This is a genomic window from Streptomyces sp. NPDC043878 (genome assembly GCF_056435735.1).
Map to the genome: position 1 here is coordinate 61050 of NZ_JBWKDW010000017.1, position 11688 is coordinate 72737.

Sequence of the window (11688 nt, forward strand, 5' to 3'; positions counted from 1 at the left end):
GACAGTGCTGTCAGGGCCCACAGGCAAGGGCTCCCGGAGAAGGATTCGAACCCTCATTCAACGGACCAAAACCGTTTGTCCTGCCCTTAGACGATCCGGGATGGTTTTAGCGCTATGTCCGATTCCGTAGATCGGCTTCTCGCGCGGACTCCACTATGCCGCACCAGGAGCCCTCGATGCGACGGTACAAGTCGGCACCCTTCAGGACTTTGATGACCAAGCAGCCGCGGTACGAATCTGCGGTGTTCCTGCGCACGGTCTTCGGGTTGTGTTTCTTGGGAGACGTCTTGTAGAACCTGGAGCGGTCCGCTCCGACGAGGTCGGCCCAGTACTGCTCAGCGCCCGCCGCGTCCGCGCTCTCGTGGATCATCACGGCGTACCGGAGTCGCTCTCGTCCCACTTCCAGTAGGTCCAGCCAGGCCAGGAACACCTCGATCATGCCTGGGTCGCTGTTGACGAAGGTGACGTTCTCCCGGCGGTCGTACGGCTTGTCCTTGGCGCCCTCGGCCCAGTACAGGCCGACACCCACCAGGAAAAGTTCCCGGTCGGACATCCTGCCGACTTTCTGCGCGGCGGCGGCCTTGATCCGCTGCCGCTCCTCGTCGCGCACCGCCAGCTCGTGGTCCCATCGTCTGCGCGCGGCCAGCTTCGCCTGTTCTGTCGGGTCGCGACGCTCGGGCTTCGGCAGATCCCGCACCCAGAGTGAGATCGAGCTCTTGGAGCACCCCAGCTCCAGCTGGATCCGGTCGTACGTCCAGCCCTGGAGCCGCAGCTCCCTCGCCCTGTCCCTGAGGTCGTCCTTCGCGTTCGGGCGTTTCGTCCATTCCGGAGGGGGCTCGCCCTCCAGGAGGCGATTCAGGATGTCGTTGTTGTCGACGTGCAGCCGGTCGCGGATCTGCCGGCGGCTCAGTCCGTCTCGCCGTAGGGCCATCGCCTGCTTCCTGAGTCCTTCGAAGTCGGCGTATTTTTCCTGGGCTTTTGCCATAGGCATACCCTCCCGGCGGAATCGGAGCTTCCGGTGTCGAACGGTGTGCGATTCAGCAGTTCGAGGGATATCGGGCCGTTTCGTTGTCGATCGGTTGCGGAGAGTGGTGTAGGCCAGTCGCGGAAACTCGCCGGAAAAGGGGCGGTCGGCGCCCGTAGGCTGGAGTCATGACCACGACGGGGGAAGACCACGCGACGGCTTGGGAAGGGCCGTGGTGGTGGGCCAGGTGGCGCAGCGCGGTGCTCGATGTGGGCCTGGCGTGCGTTTCCGCGCTGGAGTGTGCGGTGGAGGGGATTCCGTTCGCGCGGGACGCGGGGGTCCCGGTGGCGGCGGGGGTTGTTTTCGGGTTGTTGGCCGGTTCGGTGCTGGTGGTGCGCCGTAAGTGGCCGGTCGCGGTCGTGTTGGTGTCGATCGCGATCACGCCTGCCCAGATGGGTTTCCTGATGGGCATTGTCGGTCTCTACACCCTGGCGGCGTCGGAGTTGCCGCGGCGGATGATCGCGTCGTTGGCGGGGATGTCGCTGGTGGGGACGTTGATCGTGACGTTCGTGCGGGTGCGGCAGGACATGGCGCGGGGGGATTTGACGCTGGGGGACTGGTTCGTGCCGTTCGCGGCGATCGCGACGTCGTTGGGGTTGACGGCGCCGCCGTTGTTGTTGGGGCTGTATGTGGGGGCGCGGCGGCGGTTGATGGAGAGTCTGCGGGAGCGGGCGGACGATCTGGAGCGGGAGTTGCAGTTGCTCGCGGAGCGGGCGGAGGAGCGGGCGGAGTGGGCGCGTGGTGAGGAGCGGACGCGGATCGCGCGGGAGATGCATGACGTGGTGGCGCACCGGGTGAGTCTGATGGTGGTGCATGCGGCGGCTCTGCAGGCGGTGGCGCGTAAGGATCCGGAGAAGGCGGTGCGCAATGCGGTGTTGGTGGGGGATATGGGGCGGCAGGCGCTGACGGAGCTGCGGGAGATGCTCGGGGTGCTGCGCAGTGGTGACGGGGTGGAGCGGCGGGAGCGGGCGGCGGTGCCGTTGGTGGCGGTGGGTGTGGCTGCTGCTGTGGCGGCTTCTCGGGTGGGGGAGGAGGGGGAGGGGCCGTGTCTGTCGGAGTTGGAGGAGTTGGTGGGGCAGTCGGCGGCTGCGGGGATGGTGGTGGATCTGTCGGTGGAGGGTGAGGAGCGGGTGTACGCGGCGGTGATCGAGCAGACGGCGTTCCGTGTGGTGCAGGAGGCGTTGACGAACGTCCACAAGCATGCGGCGGGGGCGAAGACGTATGTGCGGTTGGCGCATCGGGTGTCGGAGATCGCGATGCAGGTGGAGAACGAGCCGCCGCCGGAGGTGTCGTCGGCGTCTTCGGCGCGGTTGCCGTCGGGGGGTAATGGTTTGTTGGGGATGAGGGAGCGGGTCGTGGGGTTGGGGGGTGTGTTTGTTTCGGGGCCGACGGATGCGGGGGGTTTTCGGGTGTCGGCGGTGATTCCGGCGTCGTAGGTGGCGGTGGGGTGTGTGGGGCGCGGACCGGGGCGTGTGGGCGTCTGTGTGGGGCGGGTGGGGGCCGGTGGGGGTGGGTCAGCCGGCGGTGAGTCGTATGGGTTCGGTGCCGGTGATGAGTCGGGTGAGGGCTTGGTCGATGTCGGGGCCGAGGTACCAGTCGCCGGTGTGGTCGAGGGTGTAGACGCGGCCGCTGGCGTCCATGGCGAGGAGGGCTTCGGTCTGGGTTTCGGTGCCGAGGGGGGAGACGTCGGTGTCGAGGGCGCGGCCGAGGTCGCCGAGGGTGCGGGCGAGGTGGAGGCCGTAGAGGGGGTCGAGGTGGAGGGTGGCGGGGGCGACTTGTCGGCCGGGGCCGGTGGGGGTGAGGTGGAGTCCGCCGAATTCGGCCCAGGCTTCGACGGCGGCGGGGAAGACGGCGTGGCGGTGTCCGGCGGGTGAGGTGTGGTCGCGCAGGGTGTCGGCCCAGATCTCGGCTTGTTTTATGTCCCAGCGTCCGGGTTGCCAGCCGGCGGCGCGGAGGGTGGCGTCGACGGGGACGGGGAAGCGTGTGGTGGAGGTGCGGTCGGTGTGCATCTGCCCTTCGTTCGTCGTGCTCGTGCGGGTCGCGGTGGGGCGCCGGGGCGTCGTCGCGCGGGGTGCGGAATGCGGTGGTGACTGCGGTGACTGCGGTGACTGCGGTGACTGCGGTGACTGCGGTGACTGCGGTGAGTGTGGTGCTGTGGGGTGTGGTGGGGGGCCGGGGGTCAGTCGTCGGTCGTCGTGGGGTTGACGACGCGGACGCCGAAGTGGGCGCTGAGGGCGGTGCAGGCGCGGCAGGGGGCGGCGAATCCGCCGTGCAGGGGGTCGCCGTCCTCGCGGATGCGGCGGGTGGTGAGTTTTGCCTGTTTGAGTGATTTGCGGGCTTCGCCGTTGGTCATGGGTCTGCGGGCGGCGCGTTTGCTGCGTTCGGCGTCGGCGGCGGCGATGTGGCGGGAGATGAGGATGGTTTCGGCGCAGCGGCCGGTGAAGCGGTCGCGTTGGGCGCTGGGGAGGGTGTCGAGGAAGTCCTGGACGAGGGGGTGCAGGGCGGGGGGCTGGTCGCCGCGTGCGGCGGTGCCGGTGAGGGTGGTGCCGCGGACGGAGAGGGCGGCGGCGACGGTGGGGAGTATGCCGTCGCGGCGGTGGCGTAGGACGGGTGTGTGCGCGTTGTCGGTGGTGCTCCAGCCGACGCGGGGGTCGCCGGAGGTGCCCGGCGGTTGTCCGGTGTGCGGTCCTGCGTGTGTCGTGTTCATGTCTTCATCCCCTCCCGGGCGTCCTCCCGGTCGACACAGAGTGCCAAATGGCGTGGCTGGTGCGGTAGCTGGGGCGATGCGACACGCCCGGGTTTGGGCGGGCTGTCACTAGGGGGTGACGGCTGGTCACGGAAGCGGAGGGGTGCTGACCGGTGCCCGGTGACCGGTGTCGTCGTACCGCATAGGCTGTCGGCACCGCGATCCGAGGGATCCGCGCGGTCGACCTGTTCGACGCGTGGTGACGGAGGGCGAGACGGAAGTCGAGACGGACGAGACAGTCGTTACGGGGCGTGGTGGCCGGAGCCGGTCGCCGCGGGTCGTACAGAGTGCCGCAGGGGGCAAACCGCCATGACGACAGGTCGGCTCGGGCTGGGGGATCCTCCCGGCAGCCAGGCCGGGGGACAAGCCGCGCCGCCCAACGCGGCTTATGCCGGGCAGGTCGTGCACTTCCCGGACCCGGTCCGCGCGGCCCGTCACCCGAGGGGGGTGCGGGTGGACGAGCGCGGCTATCCGGACTTCTCGCCGTACGCGCGGGCGGCGGCGGAGATCGCGGAGCCGCCGGAGGGTTTCGGTGTCGACGAACTGCGGCTGACGGACTACGTGTCGGCGAACGCGGCGCTCGCGGCGACCGGACACGAGTTGTGGGACACGGTGCCCGCGGTGGCGACCCCGCACGGCTGGACCTGGCACCACGCGGTCGGCGGTCGCCGGCTGGAGCTGGTCCCGGTCGAGGTGAAGGCGTTGCTGCGCCATCACGGCGGGATCGCGACGTCGAACGTCGACCACGGCAAGCGCGGTACGCGGCCGTTGCAGGAGACGCGGCCCGCGCACTTCGGGTTGCCGAAGTCGGGGGTGGCGGTGACCGAGTCGCAGGTGCAGGGGGTCGAGGAGGATCTCGGGTACCGGCTGCCGGGCGCGTACCGGTCGTTTCTGAAGGCGGCGGGCGGGTGCGCTCCGGTGGGCACGGCGCTGGACGCGGAGTTGGGGCTGCTGATCGACCAGCCGTTCTTCACGGTGCGCGACGAGGCCGCGGTGAACGACCTGGTGTATGTCAACAAGTGCCTGCGTGACCATCTGACCAAGGACTATCTGGGTGTCGGGTTCGTGCAGGGCGGTCTGCTGGCGGTGAAGGTGAAGGGGCGGGGCGTCGGTTCGGTGTTCTTCTGCGCCTACGACGATGCCCGGGACGTCGATCCCGGGTGGGCGCCCGCGGAGCGCGTGGAGCGGCTGCTGCTGCCCTGCGGTGAGGACTTCGACGTGTTCCTGGCGCGACTGGCGGGTTCTCCGCCGGAGTTGGAGACGGTGGCGAACCTGATGGTGGACGGTGGGTTCGCGCAGGCGGTTCCCGTGTCGCCGGAGCCGGGGGTCCCGGGGGTCCCGGGGTCTTCGGCGTCTTCGGCGTCTTCGGTGGGGGAGTGAGCTGGACGATGGTGACCTTCGCGCAGGCGCAGGAGCGCGCCGAGGAGTGGATCAACGGGGACGTGCCCTCGTACCAGCATCGTGAGGTGCGGGTGCGGGAGTTCGGGCTCGGGTTCGTGGTGTGGGCCGAGGACCGGGCGGAGGGCCCGCGGTCGGACGGGGGCGCGCAGCGGCTGGTGCTCGCCCGGGACAGCGGTGAGGCCACGTTGTGGCCCGCGCTGCCGGTGGGTGAGGTCATCCGCCGGTACGAGGAGGAGTACGGCCGTCCGGAGCCGGCCGACGAGCCGGTGCCGGCGCCCTCGGCGCGGGTCGATCTCAATCAGACGTCGTTCCTGCTGAGTCCGCCGGAGTGGTTGCAGGAGGCGGCGGACAAGCTGGGCATCCCGGATCGGCGGGGGGACGGGCCGGCCGCCGCGCCGGTGCCCTCCCCGGACCGCGTGTCGGCCGCCGACCGTGCTCCCGCTGCCGACCGCGCGTCCTCCTCCGACCGTGCTGTCGCCGCCGACCCGGTGTCCGCGCGGGACTCGCTGCCGCAGACGCAGGCGGGCGTGCCGCTCGGGGCGGCCGGTCCGGGGGCGCCTTCGGGTGCCGCGCCCTGGGCCGGGACCGACACCAACGGGGACGCGGGTGAGGACCGGTCCGTGCCGCTGCCCGCGACCGTGTTCGCGCCGCCGCTGAGCGGTGCCGACGACGACACCACGCCGCCCGCGGGGCTGGCCGACGCCAAGACGGCCCTGATCTCGGGTGGCAGCCGGCTCCCGCCGACGGCGCTCGCCCCCGCGTTCCCCGACCCGAACGCGCAGGGGACGCGGGAGCCGGGCAGCGACCGGCGGCAGGGTCAGGGCCCGGGGCCGGGCCAGAGCCACGGGCAGGCACAGGGGCCCGGTCCGGCCGGTGTTCCGTCGTCCGCTGCCGGAGCGCCGGCCGGCGGTCCTCCCGCCGCGTCGCCGGGGGCTTCCTCGTACGGCTATCCGCAGGGAGGCGGCGCGGCCGCTGCGTCCCCGGGCGGGCCGCAGGGCCCGCCGCCTCCGCACCACGCGCCGCCCGCGGCGGGGGCGTCGGCCTACGGCTACCCGCAGGGTCCGGGCGCGGTTTCGCCGCCGCCCCCGCCGGCCGGTCCCGGTGCGCCGGTCCGGCCGCTGCCGCCGAACGCCGGGGACATCGCCGACGCGGCGACGAGCAAGGCGGCGCCCCAGCCGCGCCGGGCGCGGGGCGCGGGTGCGAACCCGCCGCCTCCGCCGGGTGCGCCCGGGGCCCCCGGCGCGCGCCCGGGCGCGGTTCCTCCGCCGGCCGGTCCCGGTGCGCCGGGCGCGCCGGCGGGCGGTTACCTGCCCACCCAGCTCGTCTCGCAGCTCGGCCCCGACGGCCAGGGAGGTGCCCCGGTTCCGGACGCGCCCCGGCCGCCGGGCGCGCCGCACCCGCCCGGTGCGCCCAACCCGCCCGGGGGTGCGGTGGACCATGCCGCCACCGTGTTCGCAGACCCCGGCCGGATGGGCGCGGGCGCGGGTGCGCCGCCTCCGCCGAGCGCCCCTGGTGTGCCCGGCGCGCCCTGGGCGCCGCAACCGCCCGGTGCCCCCGGCGTCCCTCACTCTCCCGGTGCGCAGGGTGCCGCGGCGGTCGCGCGGGGCGCCGTTCACCACGCGGAGACCGTGCTGTCCGCGCCTCCGGTGACCGGCCCCGGCGCCCCTCCGCCGCCGCAGGCACCTGGTGCGCTCGGCGGGCTGGGTGCTCCGGGTGTTCAGGGTGGTCCTGGTCCGGGCGGTCCGGGTGCTCCGGGTGTTCAGGGTGGTCCGCGGCCGATGCCGCCCGGTGCCGGCGTGATGCCGCCTCCCGGTGTCGTGCCGCCGGGCGTGATGCCGCCTCCCGGTGTCGTGCCGCCGGGCGTGATGCCGCCTCCCGGTGTCGTGCCGCCGGGTGCGATGCCGCCGCCGGGGCTGCCCGTGCCCGGGCAGCAGCCGTCCGCTTACGGCTATCCGCAGGCGCCGCCGACGGTCGGCCCCGGGTATCAGGCCGTGCTGCGCTACCGCGCGCAGGACGGGTCCGAGCAGCAGCTGATCCGGCGTTCGGCGCCGGGGACGCCACACCCGGAGTGGCAGATCTTCCACGAGCTGCGGGCGATGAACGTGCCGCCGAACCAGGTGCTCGAACTGCACACGGAGCTCGAACCGTGCGAGCTGCCCGGCGCCTACTGTGCGCGGATGATCCGTGAGCAGTGGCCGCAGGCGCGGCTCGCGAGTATCGCGCCGTACGGCACCGACCATGCGAGCCGGCAGCAGGGCATGCAGCAACTCCTGGCCCATCAGGGTGAGTTGCATCAGGTGGCCGACGGGCCCGCGCGTTCCGCGCCGGTGCGCGCGCCGTTGCCGCAGGTGCAGTCGGCGCCGCCGGTTCCGCCGGAGGGTGTCGCGCAGGAGATGGCGGGGGCGTTCGGGCCGGGGGTCTTCCGGTTCGAGCAGGCCGCCGTGTCCCGGCAGGGCGTGCCGCCGGTCGTGGCGCACTCGCTGGTGGTGGCGGGGCTGCCGGTGGACATGGGTCCGTTCTTCTGGGCGCAGGCCCAGCCGGGACGGCCGGTGCCCACGCTGGCGGAGCTGGCGCAGGAGCGCGGGGTGCGCCCGGCGCCGGACGCGGGCTCGTACCTCGTGATGGGCAGCGACTTCGGGCGGGCGCTGTGTGTGCAGTACGGCACCGCGAACATCGTGGCCGTGCCCGTGGAGGCGGGGCCGGGCGGTGCTCCCGTACCGCCGCAGTTCGTGAACACGGGGCTGCCCGAGTTCCAGCGCTGTCTGGCGCTGCTGGGCCGGATGTGGCGGCTGCGGTTCGGGCTGAACCAGGAGCAGGCGGGCCGCTGGACCGTCGACTTCCAGGCGCAGCTGGTGTCCCTCGACCCGGCGGCGCTCGGTTCGCCGGAGAGCTGGTGGTCGGTGCTGCTGGAGCAGATGTGGGACGGGCTGCTGTGACGGGGAGACCTCGCCGCTGAGGTGTCGTGGCGCTCTTCGTGAAGGGCCGGACCCGATCGTGTGATCGGGTCCGGCCCTTCTGCGTGTCGTCGGCGCCCGTGACCTGCGCACGGAGTGTCGCGTTACGAACATTTCCCCCTATACATCAGGATATGCGCGAAATCATTATTTTCGCGTCCGTTCGGCGGAGAGGGATTCCAGGATGAACAGCGCACCGGACTCGACCCGCGACTTCGTGGTGGCACGGGGCCGCGGCTACCGTCCCGACCAGGTCGAGGCGTACGCCGCGGCGCTTTCCCGGGATCGCGACGCCGCGTGGGAGCGGGCGGCCCGTCTCACCGTCCTCGCCCGGGAGATGGAGGAGGAGGCGGCCGACCTGCGGGATGCCGTGGCCCGGCTGGCTCCGCAGACCTACGAGGCGCTCGGGGACCGGGCGCGGCGGCTGTTCGCACTGGGCCGCGAGGAGGCCGCGGCCGTCCGGGACGGCGCCCGCGAGCAGGCCCGCGGCCTGGTGGAGGAGGCGCGGGCGCGGGCGGCCGAGGTGGAGGAGGCCGCGCGGACGCACGCCGACACCGTCCTGGCCGAGGCCGACGAACGCGCCCGGCAGCGGCTGCTCGCGGCGCGCGCCGAGGCCGACGAGATCCGGATCGCGGCAAGGCGCGAGGTGAAGGAGAGCCGTGGCGAGTCGCTGGCCGCGCTGCGGGACGTACGGCAGCGCACCGCGGCCCTGCTGGCCGAGCAGGCCAGGGAGCACGCGGAGCGCTGGGCCGAGGCCGAGCGGGAGGCCGAGGAGCGCGCGGCCGCGCTGGGCGCGCGGCACGCCGAGCGGGTGGCGCTCGCGGAGGCCGGCCTGTCCGCGGCGAAGCAGGCGTTCGCGGAGGCGGAGGCGGAGCTACGGCAGCGGCAGGAGGACGCGCGGGAGCGGGCGGCGGAGGTGGTGGCCGAGGCGCGGGTGCGTGAGGAGCGGATCGTGCGGGAGACCGAGCGGGTGCTGCGGGAGCACGGCGAGCGGTGGGACGACGTACGGGCGCACATCGACAACGTTCGCGACAGTCTCAGTGCCCTGACGGGACGGGCGGCACCGTCGGAGTGAGCCGCCCGTCCCCGGCAGCGGGCACCCGGCTCCCGGCGCCGGGCACGCGCACCGGACGGTCAGGGGACCGGGCCGGTCGTCAGCGTCCCCTGCGGACCGCCCCCGCCAGGATCCAGCCCTCCACCGCTTCGTACTGCTTGCGTTGTTCCGCCGCCTTGGCGCGGCCGGAGGCCACCGTGCCGAGCCAGCCGAGGGCGAAGCCGGCCGGGATGGAGACCAGGCCGGTGGTGGTGAAGGGGAACCAGTTGAAGTCGGCGTCGGGGAAGGCCGAGACCGGGGAGCCGGAGACCAGGTTCGTGCCCGGCATCAGCAGCAGGACCGTGAGCGAGCCGCCGATCAGGGTGCACAGCAGGCCGGCCCGCGTGTAGCGGCGCCAGAAGAGGCTGTAGACCAGGGCGGGGGCGATCGCCGAGGCGCCCAGGCAGAAGGACAGGGTCACCAGCGGCTGCAGGCTGCGGTGCTGGACCAGGGTGGCCAGCGCGATCGCCGGGATGCCGACCGCCACCGCGGACAGCCGGGCCAGCGTCATCTCGCGGCGCGCCGACATCTGCTGTGCGCGGGCGGCGAACACGTCGTGGGCGAGGGAGTTGGCGCAGGCGAGGATCATGCCGGCGACGGAGGCGAGCAGGGTCAGGAAGATCGCCGTGGTGACCGTGGTGAACAGCAGGGTCTCCGCGGTCGAGACGTCCAGGCCGAAGGCGGCCCGGGAGCCCAGCAGGTAGGCCGTGTTGCCCCGCGGGTCCGCCTGCGCGATGACCGCCCGTCCGATGAGCGCCGTGGCACCGAACCCGACGACCGTGATGACGGCCACGAACAGCACCACCGACGACACCGCCCAGGACATCGAGCGGCGCACCTGTCGGGCGCTGGAGGCGGTGTACATGCGCATGGTGACGTGCGGCAGGCAGGCGCCGCCGAGCACCACCGACAGTTGGGAGGTGATCATGTCGAGGCGGGGGTTGGGGCTGCCCGCGAACTCGATGCCGGAGTGGAGGAACGCCGAGCCCACCCCGCTCTGCCGGGCCGCCGCGTCGAACAGGGCGCCCGGGTTCCAGTCGTAGCGGTGCAGGATGAGCAGGGCGACCGCGGTGCCCGAGCCGAGCAGCATCACGATCTTCAGGATCTGGATGAGGGCGGTGCCCTTCATGCCGCCGATGGCGGCGTAGCTGATCATCAGGATGCCCAGGCCGATGATGCAGCCCGTCTTCAGCGAGTCGCCGGAGAAGCCGAGGATGAAGGCCAGCAGCTGGCCCGTGCCCGCGAGTTGCACCAGCATCAGGGGCAGCAGCGCGGCGAGGGTCACCCCGCACGCGGCGATGCGCACCGAGCGTCCCGGCATTCGCCGGGCCAGGGCGTCGCCCATGGTGAACCGGCCCGTGTTGCGCAGGGGTTCGGCCAGCAGGAACATCAGCAGCATCAGGGACAGTGCCGTGCTGAGGGCCAGGACGATCCCGTCGTAGCCGCACAGCGCGATCACTCCGCCGGTGCCGAGCACCGACGCGGCGGAGATGTAGTCGCCGCCGATGGCCAGGCCGTTGCGCAGGGGGGACAGGGAGCCGTAGCCGGTGTAGAACTCGTCGAGGTCGTCGCGGTCAGGGCCGGTCATCACGCACAGCAGGAGCGTGACGGTGGCGATGGCGGAGAACCCCACGAGGGACATCGCCTGTGCCGAGTCGCTGAATCCGTTCACGGCCGCACCGCCCCCCGCCTGGCGTCCAGTTCGGACTGTCTGCGGATGCGGTCGGCGACGGGGTCGAGGTGGCGGCGCGCGGTGTGCTCGTACACGATGACGGCCAGCCAGGTGACGGGCAGCTGGATCAGGGCGAGCAGCAGACCGGTGGGCAGGCCGTCGGTGACGGTCGTCGTCATGACGGCCGGGGCGGACGCGGACAGGATCAGGAAGAGGGTGAAGTAGCCGAGCGCGGTGAGGGTGGCCACGCGCCGCTGCCGGCGGTAGGCGCCGCGCAGGACGCGCAGGTCGCTGTGGTGCCCGAGCGGCGCGTGGTGCGAGGTGGGCCGTGGGGAGGGCTCGGTTGGCTCGGCCGGCTGCCACGGGTAGGTGGCGTAGGAGGGGGACGCGTGGTGCGGTGGTCGTTCCGGATACGGGTACGACGGGGACGTGTCGTAGGACATCCCGGTGCTCCTTGCGTGGCTCGGGTCCGGCACGGCGGACCGCAGGGAGGTGGGGGGTGGGCGAGCGGAGTCACGCACGTTACTCGCTGGTTCGCGCAGGCGCGAGGGTTTCACCAAACTGATCGGTCGGTAGGTGCGTGCCGCGCTGACCTCGGGTGTTACCGGCGTTAACTCCGACTTTTGGCCGGCCGGGACGGCTGCCCGGGGGGCACTCCGTGAGGCCGGGAACCTGCGCGGTGCCCACCGCGGCAGCACCACGTCCCGCTGACGCAGGACGGCTTCCCGCTCGCCCCCGACGTGGCGGGAGGGTGGAGCGTGGCGGGGCCGGACGGTGGAGCGACCCCGAGATCCACTC

General features: G+C 72.7%; 9 protein-coding genes and 1 tRNA gene. 4 read left to right on the forward strand and 6 right to left on the reverse strand.

Annotation, left to right across the window (positions count from 1 at the left end; translation table 11 throughout):
• Positions 1–30: 30 nt before the first annotated feature.
• Positions 31–101, reverse strand: a tRNA-Gln gene (locus AC07AZ_RS23475).
• Positions 102–112: 11 nt separating this feature from the next.
• On the reverse strand, positions 113–985 hold the full coding sequence (locus AC07AZ_RS23480; protein WP_478850779.1) for a hypothetical protein: 873 nt from the start codon (positions 983–985) through the stop codon (positions 113–115).
• A gap of 167 nt (positions 986–1152) precedes the next feature.
• On the opposite strand from AC07AZ_RS23480, the gene AC07AZ_RS23485 reads away from it, so the two are divergent.
• A complete protein-coding gene (locus AC07AZ_RS23485; protein WP_478850781.1) occupies positions 1153–2460 on the forward strand; it encodes a sensor histidine kinase in 1308 nt (435 codons plus the stop codon).
• Positions 2461–2538: 78 nt separating this feature from the next.
• On the opposite strand, the gene AC07AZ_RS23490 is transcribed toward AC07AZ_RS23485, so the two are convergent.
• Both AC07AZ_RS23490 and AC07AZ_RS23495 read right to left on the reverse strand, forming a co-directional pair.
• Positions 2539–3033: an SUKH-3 domain-containing protein gene (locus AC07AZ_RS23490; protein ID WP_478850783.1), complete on the reverse strand. Its 495-nt coding sequence runs from the start codon at positions 3031–3033 to the stop codon at positions 2539–2541.
• Positions 3034–3203: 170 nt separating this feature from the next.
• Positions 3204–3731: a YwqJ-related putative deaminase gene (locus AC07AZ_RS23495; protein WP_478850785.1), complete on the reverse strand. Its 528-nt coding sequence runs from the start codon at positions 3729–3731 to the stop codon at positions 3204–3206.
• Between the two features lie 348 nt (positions 3732–4079).
• Here AC07AZ_RS23495 and AC07AZ_RS23500 point away from each other — a divergent pair, with 348 nt between their 5' ends.
• From AC07AZ_RS23500 to AC07AZ_RS23510, 3 genes are all read left to right on the forward strand, one after another.
• Positions 4080–5150, forward strand: a complete 1071-nt coding sequence (locus AC07AZ_RS23500; protein ID WP_478850787.1) for an SMI1/KNR4 family protein — start codon at positions 4080–4082, stop codon at positions 5148–5150.
• An 8-nt stretch (positions 5151–5158) separates the two neighbouring features.
• Positions 5159–8107, forward strand: a complete 2949-nt coding sequence (locus AC07AZ_RS23505) for an SUKH-4 family immunity protein (protein ID WP_478850993.1) — start codon at positions 5159–5161, stop codon at positions 8105–8107.
• A gap of 202 nt (positions 8108–8309) precedes the next feature.
• Positions 8310–9200: a cellulose-binding protein gene (locus AC07AZ_RS23510; protein ID WP_478850789.1), complete on the forward strand. Its 891-nt coding sequence runs from the start codon at positions 8310–8312 to the stop codon at positions 9198–9200.
• Between the two features lie 79 nt (positions 9201–9279).
• Here AC07AZ_RS23510 and AC07AZ_RS23515 read toward each other — a convergent pair whose 3' ends face one another.
• A complete protein-coding gene (locus tag AC07AZ_RS23515; RefSeq protein WP_478850995.1) occupies positions 9280–10860 on the reverse strand; it encodes a sodium/solute symporter in 1581 nt (526 codons plus the stop codon).
• Between the two features lie 26 nt (positions 10861–10886).
• Complete coding sequence (locus AC07AZ_RS23520; RefSeq protein ID WP_478850791.1) at positions 10887–11333, reverse strand: DUF485 domain-containing protein; 447 nt, start codon at positions 11331–11333, stop codon at positions 10887–10889.
• Positions 11334–11688: the final 355 nt, after the last annotated feature.

Coding starts and splice junctions, on each gene's coding strand:
- AC07AZ_RS23500 (WP_478850787.1), top strand. CDS start 4,080: ATGACGACAGGTCGGCTCGGGCTGGGGGATCCTCCCGGCAGCCAGGCC.
- AC07AZ_RS23480 (WP_478850779.1), bottom strand. CDS start 985: ATGGCAAAAGCCCAGGAAAAATACGCCGACTTCGAAGGACTCAGGAAG.
- AC07AZ_RS23485 (WP_478850781.1), top strand. CDS start 1,153: ATGACCACGACGGGGGAAGACCACGCGACGGCTTGGGAAGGGCCGTGG.
- AC07AZ_RS23490 (WP_478850783.1), bottom strand. CDS start 3,033: ATGCACACCGACCGCACCTCCACCACACGCTTCCCCGTCCCCGTCGAC.
- AC07AZ_RS23520 (WP_478850791.1), bottom strand. CDS start 11,333: ATGTCCTACGACACGTCCCCGTCGTACCCGTATCCGGAACGACCACCG.
- AC07AZ_RS23505 (WP_478850993.1), top strand. CDS start 5,159: ATGGTGACCTTCGCGCAGGCGCAGGAGCGCGCCGAGGAGTGGATCAAC.
- AC07AZ_RS23495 (WP_478850785.1), bottom strand. CDS start 3,731: ATGAACACGACACACGCAGGACCGCACACCGGACAACCGCCGGGCACC.
- AC07AZ_RS23515 (WP_478850995.1), bottom strand. CDS start 10,860: ATGTCCCTCGTGGGGTTCTCCGCCATCGCCACCGTCACGCTCCTGCTG.
- AC07AZ_RS23510 (WP_478850789.1), top strand. CDS start 8,310: ATGAACAGCGCACCGGACTCGACCCGCGACTTCGTGGTGGCACGGGGC.